General features: G+C 45.2%; 16 protein-coding genes. 11 read left to right on the top strand and 5 right to left on the bottom strand.

Going from position 1 to position 19,398, the window contains the following annotated elements; all coding sequences use genetic code 11:
- The first annotated feature begins 268 nt into the window (after positions 1 to 268).
- A complete protein-coding gene (locus tag ACS8FA_RS23335; protein WP_439266731.1) occupies positions 269 to 2,059 on the top strand; it encodes a potassium/proton antiporter in 1,791 nt (596 codons plus the stop codon).
- Between the two features lie 16 nt (positions 2,060 to 2,075).
- On the opposite strand, the gene ACS8FA_RS23330 is transcribed toward ACS8FA_RS23335, so the two are convergent.
- Positions 2,076 to 2,978, bottom strand: a complete 903-nt coding sequence (locus ACS8FA_RS23330) for a LysR substrate-binding domain-containing protein (RefSeq protein ID WP_522902005.1) — start codon at positions 2,976 to 2,978, stop codon at positions 2,076 to 2,078.
- A 183-nt stretch (positions 2,979 to 3,161) separates the two neighbouring features.
- On the opposite strand from ACS8FA_RS23330, the gene speB reads away from it, so the two are divergent.
- From speB to ACS8FA_RS23280, 10 genes are all read left to right on the top strand, one after another.
- Positions 3,162 to 4,130: an agmatinase gene (gene speB, locus ACS8FA_RS23325; protein WP_439266733.1), complete on the top strand. Its 969-nt coding sequence runs from the start codon at positions 3,162 to 3,164 to the stop codon at positions 4,128 to 4,130.
- Between the two features lie 139 nt (positions 4,131 to 4,269).
- Positions 4,270 to 5,616, top strand: coding sequence for a purine-cytosine permease family protein (locus ACS8FA_RS23320; RefSeq protein WP_201572115.1), 1,347 nt, complete (start codon positions 4,270 to 4,272; stop codon positions 5,614 to 5,616).
- Positions 5,613 to 6,170: a carbon-nitrogen hydrolase family protein gene (locus ACS8FA_RS23315; protein ID WP_439266735.1), complete on the top strand. Its 558-nt coding sequence runs from the start codon at positions 5,613 to 5,615 to the stop codon at positions 6,168 to 6,170. The genes ACS8FA_RS23320 and ACS8FA_RS23315 overlap by 4 nt, the downstream gene beginning before the upstream one ends.
- Positions 6,122 to 6,412, top strand: coding sequence for a nitrilase-related carbon-nitrogen hydrolase (locus ACS8FA_RS23310; RefSeq protein ID WP_439266737.1), 291 nt, complete (start codon positions 6,122 to 6,124; stop codon positions 6,410 to 6,412). Before ACS8FA_RS23315 ends, ACS8FA_RS23310 begins: the two co-directional genes overlap by 49 nt.
- A complete protein-coding gene (locus ACS8FA_RS23305; RefSeq protein ID WP_439266739.1) occupies positions 6,409 to 7,152 on the top strand; it encodes an MBL fold metallo-hydrolase in 744 nt (247 codons plus the stop codon). Before ACS8FA_RS23310 ends, ACS8FA_RS23305 begins: the two co-directional genes overlap by 4 nt.
- A gap of 126 nt (positions 7,153 to 7,278) precedes the next feature.
- Positions 7,279 to 9,000: a 5-guanidino-2-oxopentanoate decarboxylase gene (locus tag ACS8FA_RS23300; RefSeq protein WP_439266741.1), complete on the top strand. Its 1,722-nt coding sequence runs from the start codon at positions 7,279 to 7,281 to the stop codon at positions 8,998 to 9,000.
- Between the two features lie 105 nt (positions 9,001 to 9,105).
- Entirely contained in the window at positions 9,106 to 10,932 is a 1,827-nt protein-coding gene (dld, locus tag ACS8FA_RS23295; protein WP_439266742.1) for a D-lactate dehydrogenase, read from the top strand.
- Positions 10,913 to 12,319 (top strand): YjiH family protein, encoded by a 1,407-nt coding sequence (locus ACS8FA_RS23290; protein ID WP_439266744.1) that lies wholly within the window; start codon positions 10,913 to 10,915, stop codon positions 12,317 to 12,319. The genes dld and ACS8FA_RS23290 overlap by 20 nt, the downstream gene beginning before the upstream one ends.
- A 155-nt stretch (positions 12,320 to 12,474) precedes the next feature.
- On the top strand, positions 12,475 to 14,001 hold the full coding sequence (locus tag ACS8FA_RS23285; protein ID WP_439266746.1) for an aldehyde dehydrogenase family protein: 1,527 nt from the start codon (positions 12,475 to 12,477) through the stop codon (positions 13,999 to 14,001).
- Positions 14,002 to 14,277: 276 nt separating this feature from the next.
- On the top strand, positions 14,278 to 14,889 hold the full coding sequence (locus ACS8FA_RS23280; protein WP_439266748.1) for a TetR/AcrR family transcriptional regulator: 612 nt from the start codon (positions 14,278 to 14,280) through the stop codon (positions 14,887 to 14,889).
- 43 nt (positions 14,890 to 14,932) lie between these two features.
- Here ACS8FA_RS23280 and ACS8FA_RS23275 read toward each other — a convergent pair whose 3' ends face one another.
- From ACS8FA_RS23275 to ACS8FA_RS23260, 4 genes are all read right to left on the bottom strand, one after another.
- Positions 14,933 to 15,559 carry a CDP-alcohol phosphatidyltransferase family protein gene (locus tag ACS8FA_RS23275; RefSeq protein WP_439266750.1) on the bottom strand — a complete coding sequence of 209 codons (627 nt, stop codon included), beginning with the start codon at positions 15,557 to 15,559 and terminating at the stop codon, positions 14,933 to 14,935.
- 67 nt (positions 15,560 to 15,626) lie between these two features.
- Positions 15,627 to 16,259, bottom strand: coding sequence for an ABC transporter ATP-binding protein (locus tag ACS8FA_RS23270; protein ID WP_439266752.1), 633 nt, complete (start codon positions 16,257 to 16,259; stop codon positions 15,627 to 15,629).
- A gap of 78 nt (positions 16,260 to 16,337) precedes the next feature.
- On the bottom strand, positions 16,338 to 18,101 hold the full coding sequence (locus ACS8FA_RS23265) for an ABC transporter permease (protein ID WP_439266754.1): 1,764 nt from the start codon (positions 18,099 to 18,101) through the stop codon (positions 16,338 to 16,340).
- Positions 18,098 to 19,396 (bottom strand): ABC transporter substrate-binding protein, encoded by a 1,299-nt coding sequence (locus ACS8FA_RS23260; protein ID WP_439266755.1) that lies wholly within the window; start codon positions 19,394 to 19,396, stop codon positions 18,098 to 18,100. Before ACS8FA_RS23260 ends, ACS8FA_RS23265 begins: the two co-directional genes overlap by 4 nt.
- Between the last annotated feature and the right edge of the window lie 2 nt (positions 19,397 to 19,398).

Below are 19,398 nucleotides of genomic sequence, written 5' to 3'. Positions count from 1 at the left end.
AATATCCCGATATTATCTGCGCTATTTTTCTTGTTTGACGGCAATTTATCTCATTTTTATCACCATTTTTGAAATGAAGACACGCCCTAGTATTGGCTGCTAGTTCTGATGGTGATGTTAATATCATCATAAATAATTGTCATTCATATTTTGAATAACGGCCGCTTATGGTAGGCTCACTGGTGTAATATCTACTAACAGCAAGATAACGAAAACCCCATCGTAATCAATTACTATTCTTAATAATAAAAAATAGGGCTCAAAAAAAATGGATACCTTAAATATCCTGTATCTCGTAGGCGCAGTACTAATTTTCGCCAGTATCATGGCGAGTACATTATCGGCGCGCTTAGGCGTACCATTGTTGTTGCTGTTTTTGATAGTGGGTATGTTGGCAGGCGAGCAAGGTATCTTGGGTATTGAGTTCTCTCAGTATGCGCTAGCCAATTTCGTTGGGCAGGCAGCCTTAGCCTGTATCTTGCTAGATGGTGGTTTACGTACGTCCTTTAAATCGTTCCGAGTGGGTCTAAAACCTGCGATTACGCTGGCCACGTGGGGTGTGTTGGTCACGGTCATGGTGCTAGGGGTCTTTGTCACTTGGCTACTTGATGTCGATTGGCGCTTTGGTTTGCTGATGGCAGCGATTGTCGGCTCAACCGATGCAGCAGCGGTATTTTCTCTATTACGTAATGGCGGCGTCAAGCTTAACGACCGTGTACAAGCCACGCTTGAACTTGAGTCTGGTGCCAACGATCCTTTGGCTATTTTATTAGTCACTGGTTTGATTGCCCTAAATGTTGATCCTGATGGTCAGACAGTATTTGGATTTTTAGTTTTATTACTACAGCAGCTGAGCTTTGGGCTAGGTATGGGCTTATTGTTCGGTTATTTCTTATCCCGATTATTGCCCAAGGTGCATTTGGCAGAAGGTATGTACGCCATTTTAATCCTCTCCGCTGGCTTGGCTGTGTTCGCCGCGACCAATCTCATTGGCGGCAGTGGATTTTTGGCGGTATACCTCACTGGTGTGCTAATCGGCAACCACAAGGTGCGCTCAACAGAACATGTCATGCGAGTGATGGACAGCTTTGCTTGGCTGTCGCAGGCGGTGCTTTTCGTAGTATTAGGACTATTGGTCACTCCGTCAAACGTCCTCAATGTCTGGCATTATTCGGTTGCAATCGCGCTCTTTATGATCTTTGTCGCGCGTCCTATTGCCGTCTATACCAGCGTAAAACCTTTCAAATTTAAAGACAGAGAGATTGGGTTTATCTCTTGGGTTGGTTTGCGCGGTGCAGTGCCTATTACCTTGGCAATTTTACCCGTCATGGCTGGGATAGATAACGCCTTTATGCTGTTTGATATTGCCTTTGGCGTCGTGGTTCTGTCGTTGATTTTGCAAGGCACAACCATCCCGACGATGGCCAATCTGTTTAAGGTACGTATTCCAACCAATAAAGACCCAAAAGAGGAGCATGAAGTCTGGGTATCCGATAAGGCCAGTATCACGCTGTATGAGTTTGAGGCAAAGTCAGGTGCATTTGCCATTGGGCGTCATCCTATGGGTATCTCCAAAGGTATTAACCCAGATGAAATCAGTGTCTTTGCGCTAGTGCGTAACCAGCAAATCGTAGTAGTCGATGAGCATACAAAGCTAAAATTCGGCGATAGTGTCTGGTATGCGATGAGAGGTAATCACGCCAGCAAAATTGCCAAGATTTTTAATGACACAACACTAGATCGTAAAGCTATTGATGATTTCTATGGCGACTGGCTGTTATCACCTAGTGTGAAGCTTGGCGACTTGCCATTTTTTACAGGCATCATGGCGTCTGAGACACTGGTAAAAACATTAAAAACGTCCGATGAAGACAGCGCAAAAAATATGTGGGAGCAAACGGTAGCAGAGTATGTAAAATCACATCTAGGTACCGCGCCAGTATCAGGCGATACCGTTGTGATAAGTGATGAATGGTCATTAGTCATCAAAGAAGTTGATGACAAAGGGAAGCTGAGAACCATTGGCCTAAAGTACCAACAACCGTCTGCAATAGTGTAATAAACCTAGTGGTATCTTATAATAAGTTCATCATTTTATTCAAAAAATCAGCCGCTTGTTTAGGCTGATTTTCTCGATATGCCCAATGGTGCTCGACATCATAGCTTGCCTCATCAGGCAGTAGTATTTTCATCAGGCCCATACCCTCATAACGCTTCGCTAAATCACGCGGCAAGTAGCCAACATGGTGACCTGCAAGGATAAGCTGCGCTGTCGCCTCCATATGATAAGTAGTCGCGCTTAATGTCTTGGGGCGAATATGATTGATATGATGCTCTACCACATAGCCTCTTTTTATCCACGGATAGTTCTGTTCTAAATCCTCAAAAGTTAATCCGTCTGAGTTGTAAAACAATCTATGTTCGCGTCCACAGCAGACCACTTGTTTTTCAACAAATGCTGGCTTAAAAGTGAGTAAAGGTGGGAAGCTGCCAAAATAACCCACGCCAATGTCACTCTCGTTACTTAAGAGCTTTTCTAACATGCTCTCAGGACTTTGGACGTCAATAGAAAAGTGTATCAACGGGTTATTACGGTAGCTGCTAGCAAGCCGCTGTCTTAGTGCATCATAAAAAAATTTAGGCATTTGATCGGTTAAGCACAACCTGATGTGTCCGCCATGAACGGAATCTAGTTGCTGGATATAATGCAATTGATGTTGAAAGTTGGCGACTGACTCTGTAAAAGCGACGCAAGCTTCATAAACCGCTGCGCCATCCTCTGTTAGCTTAAACCCTGCGCGACCACGATGACATAATGTCATGCCCAAACGGTCTTCCAAATGCGTCAAATGACCACTAATCACCGAAGGTGTAACATTTAGACGTGCCTGAGCTGCTGTCACCCCTTGACAGTCTACGATAGCCATAAAACTACGTAGCGTTTTTACGTCTATTTTTATTAACTCATCTAATATCAAGAACCAACCTCCAATAAATACGCTTTTCGACAAACTTCTGCTAATGACATATAAGCCTGCTTTACTACGAAAATTCAGAAGTTTACTTCTAAATTTTACCATGGTTCATGCTCTTATATTTATGTATTGTCAATGGTATGTAGCAAATTGTGTACTTAAACCAAATAGAACAAGGAAGAACTTATGACGTTCAATCAACCATTAAGCGGCAATGAAATGCCAAGGTTTGGCGGTTTTGCTTCTATGATGCGCCTGCCAACGCAAGCCGATGCTGAAGGGCTAGATGTAGCATTTGTTGGTGTGCCTTTAGATATCGGTGCATCCAACCGTAGCGGTGCAAGATTGGGTCCTAGACAGATTCGTGATGAGTCAAGAATGATTCGTCCCTACAATGTGGCCACTCGTGCTGCGCCTTTTGAGTCATTACAAGTCGCTGACATCGGCGATGTGCCTATCAATACATTCAACCTGCTAAAAAGCGTTGATATCATCGAAAAATTCTATACCGATAAAATCGTCAAACACGGCGCGATTCCTCTAACACTAGGTGGCGATCATACTATCGCATTGCCCATTCTGCGTGCACTTGCTAAAAAACATGGCCCTGTCGGCATGGTGCATATCGATGCTCATGCTGATATCAATGATGATATGTTTGGCGAAAAAATCGCTCATGGTACGCCGTTCCGCCGCGCTGTTGAAGAAAACCTTATCGATGGTAATCGTGTGGTGCAGATTGGTCTACGTGGTACAGGCTATAGCGCTGAAGAGTTTGACTGGTCAATTGAGCAAGGATTCCGCGTGGTACCTGCTGAGGAGTGCTGGTACAAATCGCTAACACCGCTTATGGCTGAAGTACGTGAAAAGCTAGGTGATGGTCCTGTTTACTTGAGCTTCGATATCGACGGTATCGATCCTGCTTTTGCCCCAGGTACCGGCACTGCTGAAATCGGTGGTTTGACCTCTACTCAAGGTATCGAAATCATTCGCGGTATGCGCGGCCTAGACGTGGTAGGGGGTGATTTGGTTGAAGTATCACCACCGTACGATCCATTTGGTAATACCTCGGTATTGGCGGCGAATTTATTGTTCGAGATGCTATGTATCCTGCCGGGCGTACGCTATGACGACAAGGTTAAGGCAGTTTACTAGTCGTTAAGTCTCAACATGATAACCGTAAAAGGAATGGGTTATTAACAATCTCTTATTGGTTAGATGTGGAGTATAGAGTAGCTTTATCGGCACCAGTGCAATGACTGGTATTAATATAACTCGGTTAAGGAAGACACTAATGAGTAAACCTTCTTCATTTTTTGGTCAAGATACCCTTTCTCCAAATGAAGCTGGACACAGTTTGGGTTCAATTGGTACGTTTGCGCTGTGGTTTGGTGCCAATATCGTAGTCACGACCATCTTAACTGGGATGTTGTTGGTACCAGATCTACGTTTTACCACTGCTATCACGACCGTACTCATTGGTTCTTTAATCGGTGCAATTCCACTGCTTTTAGTTGGTCTGATGGGTCAGCGTACCGGTTTGCCATCGATGGCTCTGACACGTAGAGCTTATGGACCACTTGGTAGCCAGTTGATTTCACTGGTAAACATGGGTGTGCTCATTGCGTGGAGCTGTATTCAGGCGCTGCTCGCTGGCATGAGTCTGAACTACGCGATTGAAGCGACCACAGGTTATAGTAACCTGCCACTGTTTGTGATTCTGTGCGAGACCGTCGTGGTTTTAATTGTGCTACGCGGTCACCTCGGTATTGAGCTTGTCGAACGTTGGGCGGCACTAGCCATGGCCGCGCTTACCGTTATCGTGCTCTATCAACTTAATCAACATTATGATGTATCGACCCTGTTTGAGATGCCAGTTGAATCACGTAATGGTATTACGTTAGGTATCGCGTTTGATATTGTCATTGCCACTGCGTTCTCTTGGATGTCTTCAGCAGCTGATTACAACCGTAACTGTAAAACTTCAAAGATTGCCGTATGGGGTACTTACTTTGGCTACATCATGGCGGCTATCGTTGCTATGGGCTTGGGTGCGACGATATCAGGGCTTTCTATCCTAAACGGTATGGAACAGACTTACGACCCGACTCGTCTGCTTGCTGACTTTGGTTTTGGTCTACCAGCTGCTCTAGTTATCTTCTTTTCAGTCATGACAACCAATGTAATGGCAGTCTATAGCGCAACGCTATCCTGCATGAACGTTGCTCCTAACATGAGCTTTTGGAAACCTGCACTTATCATTGGTTTGGTCACTATCTTTGGGGCGTTGATACCAGGTATTTTAGACCAATTCCAAAACTTCTTATTGATCGTAGGTGCACTATTTATCCCAGCATTTTCAGTCATGATTGTCGATTATTACCTTGTTGGTCAAGAAGGCTACACCGTAAAGCTGCTTGATTCTACCAAACAGTTAGGTCGTCCTACTGCAAAGATTGCTATCGCAGCCTATCTAATCGGTGCAGCGCTCGCCGCATACTGGACTTTGATAGCGCCTCCATCTTTCGGTGCTTCATTACCTGTCTTTATTATTACTGGTGGACTTTACTGGTTAGGTGCGACTCTGTTCACTCGTCCTAGTAGCGCTGTCACTTCAGCTAAAAAGGAGCCGTCATTATGAAATTGATGATTGCTCAAACCAGCCCTTTACTGGCTGAAACGACGGCCAATCTAGAAGCTTTAGAGTCGCTTTGTCGCCTAGCAGTAGAGGCAAAAGTAGATCTGATCGCGTTGCCAGAGCTTGCATTCACAGGCTACAACATCTTTGAGCATCTTGATCGCTTAGCGCAAACTATCGATGGTTCAATTGTCACTGAGGCAGCGAGACTTGCTGATAAATATAACTTGCATCTACTGTTTGGTCTCGCTGAGCGCCAGTCTAATGGTGAGTTAAGCAACTCTGCCATACTGCTAGATGACAATGGAAAACACCTTGCGACTTATAACAAGCGTCACTTATGGGATCGTGAAAACGAGTTCTTTACAGCAGGTAAAAAGTCCTGCGTGGTCAATACTCGATTTGGCAAGTTAGGTTTAATGATTTGCTACGATAATGAGTTCCCAGAAGTGGCAAGAGAGCTGGCACAAGCGGGGGCGGAGGTCATACTGTCACCGACAGCAAATTGTTGCCAAATGCAGAACGCCAGGTACTGCAAATTCGCGCTTGTGCCATAGACAATCAATGCTTTGTTGCTTGTATCAACCGCTCAGGCGTAGAAGACACCCTTCATTACTGTGGTAATAGTATCGCCGCTGGTCCCGATGGCGAAGTAATCGGAAGGCTTGGTTTGACCGCTGGCACGATGATAGTAGATATCGATCTCGCCCGTATTGATGAAAGTCGCACGCACCAAAATTATCTTAAGGACCTGCGTGCTCTTAAAGATACTCATGTCGTTAATGGAGCTGACTTATGAGTGAGCAGTTATTATCTCGAATTAAACCAGAAAACTGGTATCGAACCACTACGCTCAGTGACGGAATCACACTTATTGACGAGCCATGGATTAAGCCGTTTTTCCGCTGTAATCTGTGGCACGTACGGGGTAGCGAACGTGATTTATTAGTAGATTTTGGGTTAGGTGCTGTACCATTGCGCCGCCATGTTGCTTTGCTCGCTGATCGCGATATCGTTGGTGTAGCCAGTCACACCCATTTTGACCACATTGGCGCGGCAAATGAGTTTGACTGCTGTCATGTACATTCTGCTGAAGCACACATCTTAGCTGAACCAGACAATGCTCGTACTTTGGCAGATATGTTTGTTAACGATGAGATGTTTGACGCGCTACCGCCTGAACCTTATGCCCATTGCGGCTATAAAATTGCTGCACCAGCGAAAATTATGCAGCTTGAAGATGGTGACATGATTGATTTGGGCAATCGTCAATTTGAAGTGATTCATACGCCGGGTCATTCACCAGGTGGTATCGCCTTGTGGGAAGCGGCTAGCGAAACACTGATTTCTGGTGACCTTATCTATGATGGCCCATTAATTGAAGATACGTGGCACAGCAACATGGCTGACTACGCCAAGAGCATGCGCCGCTTAAACGCATTGCCAGTGCGAGTCGTTCATGGTGGGCATTTCCCTAGCTTTTCAGGTAAACGTTTAAACGTCATGATTGATGATTGGTTACGGCACCATGACTTGTAATGAATAGCACTTAATTATTATTCAAAATTAACAGCGATTTAAAATAACTAACTACTCTAAATAAAAAGCAACTTCAAATAAAAAATTTAACCCAATACTTATTAAAATCTTTAGGATGAATAACCCATGACCCAATTGACGCAAACGTCTTCTGCATTATCAGAAACCATTTCTCTAACCTGTGGTGAGCTACTGGTACAGTGGCTAGAGTACTATGGGGTAGAGACCGTTTTCGGCATCCCTGGCGTACATACGGTAGAGCTGTATCGCGGCTTGCCTAGTACTAACATTCGTCATGTGACACCGCGTCATGAGCAGGGCGCTGGGTTTATGGCGGACGGTTACTACCGCGCTTCCGGCAAGGTTGGGGTTTGTTTTATTATCACAGGACCCGGCATGACCAATATCATGACAGCGATGGCACAAGCGCTGGCTGATTCGATACCGATGTTGGTCATCTCTAGTGTTAACAAAGTCAAAGACACGGGTAGCGGTGAAGGGCATCTACATGAGTTGCATGATCAGCAGGGTATGGTCAGTAAAGTAGCCCTGACCAGCAAAACCATTTGGCAACCTGAATCGCTACCGACAGTGATTGCCGAAGCCTTTGCTTTATTTAATGGTGCACGTCCGGGACCAGTCCATATTCAGTTGCCTATCGATATCATCACCGCTGATGCCAGTCATGTCGCTAAGCCACCTACTTTAAATGCTGCCGCAACTCGCCAAGCCGATACAAATATTTTGAGCCTACCGCAGGTCACAAGATCACTGCCGAATCCTGCGCAATTAGACCTAATCGTACAGTCATTACAAACCGCGAAAAACCCTGTAATACTTTATGGGGGCGGCTGTGTCGATGTCGATCACGATGCACAGCGATTGGCAGAACTGATAGATGCACCAACGTTTTTGACAATTAATGCCAAAGGTTTGCTGTCACCTGGTCATCCATTAAGTTTAGGTAGCAACCAGTCATTAGACGCAGGCCGAGCCGTGATTACCGAGGCGGATTGGGTATTAGCGATTGGTACTGAGCTTGGTGAGACTGACTACGATGTGTTCTTTAATGGTGAGTTTAAGATAAATGGAACGCTGGTCCGTATCGACTGTGATGCCCAGCAATTGCAGCGTCCATTTAGAGCAGATATCGCGGTACTGTCCGACGCACAAATGGCGATTAGGGGTTTGTGTAGTCGCTTAGAAGGTCAGACATTCGATCATCAAGCACTGTCACGAGTAAACGAAGCAAAGCAGGCCATCTTGAAGGATGTAACGACAGACTTTGCGGGTCAAAATGCTTTACTGAAGCTGATTAGAGATGAAGTAGAAGACGTCATTTTCGTTGGTGATTCAACGCAGCCTGTTTATAGCGGTAACCTTGGTCTTGAAGCCTTGGCGACGCGTAAATGGTTTAATTCATCGACGGGTTTTGGCACATTAGGTTATGGTTTGCCTGCTGCTATTGGAGCCATGGTTGGCTCAAATCTACCCGTCGTCAGTCTAATGGGTGATGGCGGTATTCAATTTACGATTGCCGAGCTTATCTGCGCAGCCGAGCTTGAGCTACCATTGATCGTCTTACTATGGAACAACCAAGGCTACGGTGAGATTCGTCGCTATATGGAAGAGGGCGGTTTACCATTGATTGGCGTCAATATCAAAACGCCAAACTTTGAGCCACTAGCAGCAGGGTTTGGCGCTGGCTATCGCAGAATCACCGATAAACAGCAATTGCTAGACGCATTAAAGACAGACACGAAGGGTAAACAGCCAATCATTTATGAGATTGATGAAGCAGATGACTTTCTAAAAGAAATGGCTAAGACAGTAACTTATTTTAGTTAATAGTAATACTGGCGCTAATGCTACGGATAATCACGAGACTGATAGTCACAGTTCTAAAAAACGTCAAAAAAATGACAAACGCTGGTTATGCAAGGAAGCACGTTCATGACGCCCAATGCTAGAGAAATGTCAGAAAGTAGACATAAGCACATACCGCGTTTGTTAACGGCACTTGCTGCTGTCGTTGGTACGACCAATGTATTGACAAAACCTAGCCAACAGCAGTCTTATGTGCAAGGTGCAATTGAGGCTATCACAGACGCTACCGTCGCAGTTGTGATACCGCACTCTCTTGTGGCACTATGGCGCGTCATTAATATCTGTGCCACTTTTGATGTGATTATCATTGCTCAAGCGGCCAATACAGGCCTAACAGGTGGCTCAACTCCGAATGGAGAGTATGATCGACCACTAGTCGTAATCTCTATGCAGTTATTGGGCGGTGTGCATTTACTTAATGATGCAGCAGAACTGGTTGCTTTGCCAGCCGCTACTTTGCAGCAATTAGAGTCTACCCTTGCGCCATTAGGGCGTGAGCCACATTCAGTATTGGGCTCTAGTTGTGTTGGCGCATCGATAATAGGCGGAATCTGCAATAGCTCAGGCGGGATGCTAGTGCAGCGTGGACCTGGTTATACTGAGATGGCGTTATTTGCCAGACGCAATACCTCAGGAGCGTTTGAGTTAATCAATCATCTGGGACTGGATTTGGGGTCGCATCCAGAGGAAATGCTAGAGAACCTGCAAGCTGGCACGTTTAATAAGGTCTCAAACAGTACGAGCAACAGTAACGCCTGCACCAACCATCATTATCAACATAAAGTCCGTGATTGTGAGGCAGAGACACCTGCTAGATTTAACAACGATCCTAACGGTCTGTACGAAGCATCTGGCTCAGCTGGCAAGGTCATCGTATTTGCAGTGAGGGTAGCGACCTTTGCCAAGCCTAAACACGAGCAAACATTTTATATCTCGACCAACGACGCTGATACCTTCACCACACTCAGGCAACAATGGTTAAAAAGCGAGTTGAACCTGCCCGTGTTGGCTGAGTATATGCACAAAGATTATAACGACATTACGATGTGCTATGGTCGAGACACTTGTCTGAGTATGCGTAAGCTCTCTGCTAGCAAGATAGGATCGCTGTATCGACTGCAAATAAAGATTGGCTATTATCTGGATAAGTGGCATCTCCCAAATACGCTGCCAGATTGGATACTGCAACTAACATCTAGGTTTATGCCGCCGTCATTACCAGCCACTTTGACTACGCAGGCGCTCTCATATAAATACCATTTGATTATAAAAGTCGCAGATGGTTTTGGTAACGACTTTGATAATGGCATTAATAAAGATTCTAATAAAAACGATGGCAACAATATCGCTGCTGCGCAGGATTTTTTGCAAAATCATATGCAGCAATATCAAGGTGCGCTGCATGTATGCACAGAGCTTGAATCGCAAACGTTATTGGTATTTCGCAGTGCCGCGACCGCTGCCATGTTTCGTTATCATAATTTAAATCAAGATAAGTTTGGCGAGCTGCTATCGACCGATATTGCTTTACCTAGAAATGCTGTAGATTGGGACGAGACTCTACCTGAACATTTACAAAAACAAGTCAGCAAAACTTTTTATTTGGGGCATTTTTTCTGTCATGTCATGCACCAAGACTATTTATTGAAACCTAAGACCAATGCCAAGCAATTCAAGGAAGACCTGCTGGCATTTTATGACCAACGTCATATTGAGTATCCTGCCGAACACAATGTGGGGCATGTGTATCCTGCTAAAACTGAGCTACATTATTTTTATAAAAAACTGGATCCAACCAATTCGCTCAACCCAGGTATTGGTCAGACAGAGAAATGGAAAAACTGGCAATCATCGCCCATTAAGGAGAAATTAAATGACGAGTTACATGGATAAGTCGCAGCAGCCGATTTTAGGGAATAATACGGTCGATCCAGAAACGCCAAAAGCAGGACAGTGGCGTGCGGCAATGTGGAAGTTTTTATTGTTTTCAGCGTTGGGTATTGCGTTATTTATCATACCGTTCGAGTGGGATGGTAAAGTCACGATTTTATTAGGTGTATTGACCGATACGCTACAATCCGCCTTAGGTGGTTTGGTGACCTATATCACGATGGCGCTCGTGACGATATCCTTTATCGGTGCGTTAGCAGTCAAAGTATTAAAGCCAAATCTGAATGAAGGTTCGCTCGCTAAAAAACTCTTTGATGTTGAGTGGTTTTGGCTTGCCATCCGGTTTTTAGGAATGGCATTTGTTTGGATGATTTTTCTACAAGTCGGCCCTGAGTTTATTATCAATCGTAATACGGGCGGTGTCATTTTTGAAGATTTGATTCCTGTCTTAATTCCGTTGTTCTTCTTTGCCATTTTATCACTGCCATTTTTGACTGATTTCGGCTTGATGGAGTTTTTGGGTACTTTAGCCAGTAAAGTATTTATCAAGCTCTTTAAACTACCGGGTCGTTCTGCTGTCGATGCAATGTCTTCTTGGTTTGGTGCCGCGTCTATCGGCTTGCTAGTCACTATGCAAGAGTATGATAAAAGCTTCTACAGCCAGCGCGAAGCCGCCATTATCGCGACCACATTTTCCGTCACTTCTATCGCCTTTACCTATGTGGTTGCCAAAACCATCGGCGTAGACAATAACTTTGTCTTCTTTTATCTGACCATTGCGCTAACCGGTTTTATCGCTGCGATTATCATGCCGCGCATACCACCATTATCACTCAAGCCTGATACGTATCACTCGGGCAAAAGTATGCTAGATGAAGGCATCCCTGCTGAATATACAACGTACCAATGGGCTGTCAATCGTGCCGTCACTCGCGCGCATTCTATGCCTAGCTTAGGTAAAGTGTTCAAACGCAGCGTACACAATCTGTTTGATATCTATTTGGGATTGATTCCAGTAACGTTCGCTATCGGTACCATCGGTCTTGGTTTAGCAGAGTACACGCCTGTCTTTAATTGGATTGCGACACCGTTGGTGCCAGTACTTGAATGGTTGCAGATTCCAGAAGCGGCCAAAGCTGGCCCGGCCATGATTATGGGCTTTGCAGATATGTACTTGCCAGCATTGGTCGGTAAAAGCATTGAAAGTGAGATGACACGTTTCATCGTTGGTGCTGCTTCAATTACTCAGATTATCTACATGTCTGAAGTAGGTGCGCTGATTTTGAAGTCAAATATTAAGCTAAATGTATTAGAGCTATTTTTAATCTTTATCCTTCGTACGCTTATCAGCTTGGTAGTGATTACATCAGTGGCGCATCTACTGTATTAGTGGCGTGTCTAGTATTCACAAGGCATCTAGCCTGACGATAATATTCAAATGGTCGGTTTTTCTGTAGGCAGTTAAACCGACTATTTAGCCAATCACATTACGGACGTTACGCACATAAAGACAATTTGATCAAAAATATAAGGCGATTGACCATTATGGAAATGCTGAACTCTACAGATTTAACCAGAGAAACTGTCATACAAACGGCTCAAAACGAAGTTGTATTAAATGCCGCTTATATCAATGGTGACTGGGTTACGATTGAAGCCCTCGCGACTGACGGTAATAATGCAAGCTTTGATAATAGAAATAACCATGCGTTGTATGATCCAAATTCAGGTGAGGAGATTGCAACGACACGTCTGTGCACCAGTGCCCATGTAGAGCAGGCAGTCGAAGCGGCTGATGAAGCCTTTGCTAGCTGGTCACAGACTAGTGTAAGTGAGCGTGCCCGCTATCTAAATGCAATTGCAGAGTCTATGGAGCAGCAATTCGATACCTTGGTTGGGCTGTCTGTATTAAACAACGGCAAACCAATTGAAGAGGCGAAGATAGACGTCGGAGATGCCATCGCTTGCTATCGCTACTATGCCAATCTCATCACAGAGCAAGCAACATGGTCTAAAGTATCAACGCTTGAGTCAGGCATTCGTTTGTTAAAGACATACTCGCCAGTAGGTATTTGTGCGCTGATTACCCCTTGGAACTTCCCAATGGTAACGACTTCTTGGAAGTTGGCACCTGCGCTAGCGGCAGGCTGTACCGTGCTATTAAAGCCGTCTGAGGTGACATTATTACCAGAGCTTATGCTAGGTAATATCTTATCGGAAATTGACTTGCCAAAAGGGGTAGTTAATATTTTACCGGGTGCTGCGGAAGTGGGCACTGCTATGACCAGCCATCCGCTGATTGACAAAGTCTCTTTTACTGGCAGTAATGTCGTCGGCGAAAAGGTCATGATCCAAGCAGCAAAAGGCATCAAAGACATTAGCCTAGAGTTGGGTGGCAAATCTGCTATTGTGGTATGCGCCGATGCTGATATTGATTATGCTTGTGATTTAATTATTGGCGGCATATTTACCAATGCAGGTCAGATATGCTCGGCCACGTCGCGTTTGGTTGTACATCAAGACATCGCTGAACAGCTTTTTGAGACGTTAAAAGTTAAAACGGAAAGTTTGCAAATTGGTGATGGTTTTGCGACAGAGACGCAAATGGGTCCATTAGTAAGCGAGCAGCAGCTGAACCAAGTTAAGAAATTCTTTGATATTGCGACAGCTGAAAATCTGGACTGCTTAACCGGTGGTGAGTTAGTAGAAGCATCTGGTTATTTTGTAGCGCCAACTATCTATACAAATGTGCCAGCGACCAGTCAATTATGGATGGAGGAAGTGTTTGGGCCTGTATTAGTCAGTACAACCTTTACTAACGATGCAGAGGCTATTCGCCTAGCCAATGATAGCAAGTTTGCTTTAGCAGCAACCATCGTGAGCGCTGATGAGACTGCCGCGCTTGAGATGGCGCTACAAATAAAAGCCGGGCATATCTGGATTAATGAGCAACAAATCGTACTGCCAGAAGCAGGCTGGGGCGGGTTCAAACACAGCGGTATCGGCCGTGAGTTGGGCGGTGATGGTTTGTCCGCTTATCAGAAGAGCAAACACGTATTGTTGACCGATTAACTGGACTTTTAACTAGATTGTCATTAGCCACTATAGAGACCATTTACTAGCTATCAGCATGACTGTTGAATTATTGTAGAGTGATTGCTGATTGCTGATTGCTGATTGCTGATTGCTGATTGCTAGGTCGCGCCCTAGCATTACGTTTGTTTACCAGACCGTTTCTTATATTAACTTTACTGTCGCACCTATTCAGGATAAAATTGAGCAATCATTCAAGTTTTATAGCCGTGCCCATTTTTATATGAGGTCACGGCTTTTTAAATGGGGCACATTATGTCACGCACCGCACTTTACAACCGTCATGACGCCTTGGAGCGTGCGCTACAGCTTTTTTGGCAAAAGGGCTTTCATGCCACGTCTCTAAAAGACATCGAGCAAGCACTCGATATGCGCCCAGGCAGTATCTATGCCGCTTTTGGTAATAAAGAGGGCCTGTTTCAAGAAGCGCTAGAATACTATGCGCGTTTAGGACTGACCGAGCTTGAGCGAGTATTAAGCCATCATGAAACGCCTTTATTAGGCCTTGCCGCTTATATACGTCAGCTTGGCGGGATTCGTGACAAAGCATTACCGAGCCGAGCCTGTATGCTGGTCAAAAGCTTACTAGAGCTGGGTGCGCGTGAGCAGACAGCGTTAACCAAGGTGGAAATGCTGCTGGCAGGTATGGAGACGCGATTTATAGAATGCTTTAAGGAAGCGCAGAATGCCGGTGAGATGGATAGTGAGTTTGATCCGGTTAGACTTGGACGCCGTCTACAGGCAGAAGTCATGGGGCTACGTGCCTTTGCCCAGCGTGACATAGAGAGCTCGACGGTACATGCCCTTGCTGAAGATATGGCCTTATCTATAGAAGCGTTGCGACTCGATAACTCAGTAAACGCTTAGAGGTTCATTGCTGGGTTTTGATACGGCATATATCTCTAGATGCTTACTTGGTAGATTCGAGCTGTTTGAGGGTATGATACCCACCATGTATACGAGTAAAAATAGTAACAGCGCAGGCAGTAGCAAAGATACCAGCAAGTAGCACAAACTGCTGTGGCCAAATACAGAGAGCAATAAACAGAGCAATAGTTTCGGTGCCTTCAGTAAGGCCATTAAGATAATAAAAGCTCTTATATTTAAACTGTGGCTTGTCTAATTGAAACTTTTCCGCAGAAATCGCAAAAGCCAAAAAGCTCGAACCTGTCCCGATAAATGCCGCTAACAACAAGGCACCTGCTATAGCGTTTTGTGCAGGGTTTGCCAAAATAAACCCAAGTGGCACAGCGGCATAAAACGAAAAATCGAGGGTGATATCTAAGTAGCCGCCAGCGCTTGAGCTTTGCTGTGCGTAGCGTGCCATTGCGCCATCAAGTCCATCAAAAATACGATTCAATATTATCGCTGCCAGCGCGCCATACCATAGCTCAAACGCGAGTAGTGGTAATGCCAACATACCAATCAAAAACCCAGCTACCGTAAGCTGATCAGCCGTAATACCGAGCTTATGCAATGTCGCTACTATTGGAGTTAGTAGTGGCTTGATCACGGGCGTAATAAACTTGTCTAACATGCGAGCTGCCTTTTGTATTTTGCTTTCTTTGTCATTTTGGCTGAGTGTTTGTCTCTGATGTCCAAAACTATTGTCCTACATGAATAACCTTACCATTGGCTGCTTCAGCGTCGCTTTGATCGTGCGTGACCATAATAGCAGGCAACTTATGAGTACGAATCTGATCGAATACCAACTGCCGTGTATCCATTCTTAATTGAGTATCAAGTTTGCTAAACGGCTCATCAAGTAGTATCGCTTTGGGCTCACTCAGTAGTGTGCGTAGTAGGGCGACACGTGCTTGTTGACCACCTGATAAGTTATCAGGGTGACGATCTCCCATCCCTTCTAAGCCCACTTGCGCTAAAGATTGCGCTATTTTTTCAACACGCTGTTTTTTGTTTCCTTTTGGCATGGCAAAAGCAATGTTGCCTGCGACGGATAGGTGCGAAAACAGCAGTGCGTCTTGATACAGCACACCAATACTGCGCAAATGCGCAGGCAGGTGAGTCACATTTTTATCGTTCAACCAGACAGTACCCGTCGCGGTAAAATCACTCGCCAAAGTGCCTGTTAGCCAGTTTAGTAGACTGGACTTGCCACTACCAGAAGGGCCCATCACGGTTAGGATGTCGCCACCAGCGATGTGCTCATTGATACTCAATAGCTGCTCGTTTTGACGAAACAGCTGTAAGTCTTTTATCTGTAGAGATGATGGCATCGGGAACCCTTTGTTTGCGTTTTTACGACTGATTATTTTAATGTTTGATAACGTTTGCTTTTGTTTATGACCAGCCTGCTATCGAGTGCCACTTCTAAAAAAGTATTTGGGTAGCATCCAAGCCAATATAAAACCGATGAGCGGTAGCGCCATTTGCATAATTGCGTAGACAGCACTGGTACGCCTACTGGCACCATTTGCCAATGTCACCGCTTCTGTCGTGATAGTGGCAATACGTCCGCCACCTGCCAATAGAGTTGGCAAGTACTGGCCAAAGCTGATCGCTAGACCGAGAGCAATGGCAATCAAAATAGGGGCAAATAACTGCGGCAGTTTTATCTGGAAAAATACCTTGATAGGGGTAGCACCAAGGCTGGCGGCCACATGAGCTAAACGAGGATCTAGGCGTCGATAACTACTGGCCAGTGATAAAAACACGTACGGTAGCACGAATAAAAGATGGGCGAATGCCACGTTAAAAAATTCTGATTGATGATTGGCCAACTGCTGTAACCAGACCAAGCCGAATAGAAACGCAATACTTGGCACCAAGAGCGGTAAGTAAATAATAAAACTGGTGAAGTGTGACAATGGCTTAGCACTCAGTTGCTCAGCCTCCAAGCATAGCAACGTCAGAAAAACAGCAAAGGCAGTACTGACGGCCCCAATGCTAAGCGTATTGACCAATGGTGTGCTCATTTGAGTAAAGGCACTTTGAAAGTGTAATAGCACGAATTGCTCTGGTAGCATCGCTGGAAACCGCCAAAACCCTGCAAATGCCCATAAAACAAGGCCAGCGAGTGACATGAGCATAAAACCAATCACGCCTACGGTAAGTATAGCGGTGACTTTTTGCCAGATAGTATCTGCATAATGACGTTTGCCATTGACTGACGAAACACTAAATATTGCCTTGATAGTTTTTTCGCCGCCCAGCCAAAAGCCGACTAACCCTGCTGTCAGTACGAGCTGCAATAATGCGCCTGCTGATGCCTTGATACGCAATGTCAGGTCAACATCGTTAAACCATTGTATGATAGAGACGGCAAGCGTTGGCGGTGTGTTAGGACCCAATATCAACGGCATCTCTACACTTGCACTGGCATAGGCCAACACGGCCAAAATAGGCAAACGTAGAAAAGGATATAACAGAGGCAAGACCGCCTTAAAAAAGGCAGTAATTGGGTAATAACCTAAATTGAGCGCAACAGTATATTGTTGACGTAGTTTTTTACCAAGTTCAGGCTGAGCAAGCGCGCCCAGTGCCATTAATAATAAAAAAGGCAGCTCTTTCAAGGTTAAACCCAAGATGATACTGATACCGTATGGATCATGTGGAAACATACCATCGGGTGCCATCTCCCAACCAGTTAGCCACGGGGAGATGAGCCGTGCAAACATACCTGACGGCGCAATCAAAAACCCAACGGCAATGGCTGCAGCTGCATGAGGAATGACTAAGATAGGACTTAATAAATGCTCAATACGCTGCAACCAAACACTGTTAAAAAACGCAGCCAATATCATCAGGGCAATAACAAAAGCGAGTAGGGTGCTGATAAGTCCTGTAGCAAGACTTAACGCAGCCATCTGCGTGATGCCAGGCGTTTGCCATAGGTCTATAAACCCTTGCAGGTTCAAGGTTGTTTTTTCTAGGGCAGGAACCCAGCTTAGGGCAGGCAACAGTACACAGATAAGGCCACAGAGTACGGGTAGTATTAATATGAGAATTAAGAGTTTGGGACTAAAAGACACGATACGCGTAAACAGGTCTTTTTTCTCAAGCGTAATAGGTCTAGGACTATCACCTTTTTTCGTTATTTTATCAAAGCCGTGGCTCATGGACTCACCCCATAACGTGCTTGCCAGCCTTGCTGAATGGCCTCTACCCAACTTGGATGCGGCTCGCTTACCGTGCGTTTGACACTATCAAAGGGCAGGGCGCTTGGATGGGGCTGCTTGGTTTTGAATAACGCTTGTTGTGCAGGGCTAAGCGTAGATTGGACCAGTACGCTTTTGTCACCCCATACCGAAGGGGTTTGTTTTTTTGCTTGGGCTTCTGGACTCATTAAGAAGTTGGCTACTAATTGTGCCGCCTGAGGGTGGCTGGCATTATAAGGGATAGCGACAAAATGAGTATTGCTTAAGCTGCCGTCACTCATGGCATAGCTGCGAATGCTCTGAGGTAAGTCATAGCGCTGCACGGCTGCAGGAACTTCTGGTGCCGAAAAGGTAAACGCGAGACTCAGCTCAGTATCATCGACTAAGCGCCGCATCTGCGCACCTGTCTGCACGAACTGCTCGCCATTACGCCATAAGGTTGGATGAAAATTATCCAAAAACGCCCATAGCGGGTCTAATACGAGTGCGGTGTTTTCTTCAGTGGCAGGCAAGTTAAGCTGTGCGCTAATGTCTTTACCCGTTTGAGCGTCTTGTTGTTCATGTAGCATGACTAAGACATATTTTAAGAAACTCATACCCAAAAAATCAGGTGGTTTTGGGTAGCTAAAACGGCCAGGGTTTTTTGCCGTCCAAGTGGTCAGTTCAGTTAGCGTTATTGGCGGTTTACTGGTAGATAAGTTATCGTAATAGAACGTCAGAGAGGCTTGTCCCCATGGTGCTTCCATACCGTTGGTCGGCACACCAAAATCGAAATTTACGGTTGGATTATTGTCCGGATCAGTCAACGCAAAATTGGGCAGTTTGTTTGCCCATTGTTTAAGTAATAACGAGTTTTCACTCATGGTGGCAAAGTTAGCACCATTAATCCAGATGAGATCCACACTGCCTTGATCATCATTATGAGCAGACTTTTCTGCGAGTACACGACTGACTGCTTCACTGGTGTCGCTCAATTTAACATGGACTAAGTTAATATTATATTTATCATCGACTTGATCGGCGACCCATTGTAAATAGGCGTTAATTTGCGGATCACCGCCCCATGCATAAAAGTAAACGTCTTGATTGCTACCTTGGGCTTCTATCTGCTGCCAAGGTGACAAGTCTTGGTTAATATTGGCAGTAGTTGGCGATGCTGTGCTTGCTGATATACCAATACAAATGCTCATCACCATAGCGTAGGTGCTATATCGCGTAAGACGTTTGAGCATCGGTAAAGCGGTAATAACGCGCATTC

Origin of the sequence: Psychrobacter sp. 1Y1, from assembly GCF_051847395.2 — a bacterium.
GTDB lineage: Bacteria > Pseudomonadota > Gammaproteobacteria > Pseudomonadales > Moraxellaceae > Psychrobacter.
Note: the sequence above shows the minus strand (reverse complement) of the source record. Positions and strands in the feature narration are given on the sequence as shown.

Coding starts and splice junctions, on each gene's coding strand:
- ACS8FA_RS23335 (WP_439266731.1), top strand. CDS start 269: ATGGATACCTTAAATATCCTGTATCTCGTAGGCGCAGTACTAATTTTC.
- ACS8FA_RS23275 (WP_439266750.1), bottom strand. CDS start 15,559: ATGTTAGACAAGTTTATTACGCCCGTGATCAAGCCACTACTAACTCCA.
- ACS8FA_RS23320 (WP_201572115.1), top strand. CDS start 4,270: ATGAGTAAACCTTCTTCATTTTTTGGTCAAGATACCCTTTCTCCAAAT.
- ACS8FA_RS23280 (WP_439266748.1), top strand. CDS start 14,278: ATGTCACGCACCGCACTTTACAACCGTCATGACGCCTTGGAGCGTGCG.
- ACS8FA_RS23305 (WP_439266739.1), top strand. CDS start 6,409: ATGAGTGAGCAGTTATTATCTCGAATTAAACCAGAAAACTGGTATCGA.
- ACS8FA_RS23300 (WP_439266741.1), top strand. CDS start 7,279: ATGACCCAATTGACGCAAACGTCTTCTGCATTATCAGAAACCATTTCT.
- speB (WP_439266733.1), top strand. CDS start 3,162: ATGACGTTCAATCAACCATTAAGCGGCAATGAAATGCCAAGGTTTGGC.
- ACS8FA_RS23265 (WP_439266754.1), bottom strand. CDS start 18,101: ATGAGCCACGGCTTTGATAAAATAACGAAAAAAGGTGATAGTCCTAGA.
- ACS8FA_RS23290 (WP_439266744.1), top strand. CDS start 10,913: ATGACGAGTTACATGGATAAGTCGCAGCAGCCGATTTTAGGGAATAAT.
- ACS8FA_RS23260 (WP_439266755.1), bottom strand. CDS start 19,396: ATGCGCGTTATTACCGCTTTACCGATGCTCAAACGTCTTACGCGATAT.
- ACS8FA_RS23270 (WP_439266752.1), bottom strand. CDS start 16,259: ATGCCATCATCTCTACAGATAAAAGACTTACAGCTGTTTCGTCAAAAC.
- ACS8FA_RS23315 (WP_439266735.1), top strand. CDS start 5,613: ATGAAATTGATGATTGCTCAAACCAGCCCTTTACTGGCTGAAACGACG.
- ACS8FA_RS23285 (WP_439266746.1), top strand. CDS start 12,475: ATGGAAATGCTGAACTCTACAGATTTAACCAGAGAAACTGTCATACAA.
- dld (WP_439266742.1), top strand. CDS start 9,106: ATGACGCCCAATGCTAGAGAAATGTCAGAAAGTAGACATAAGCACATA.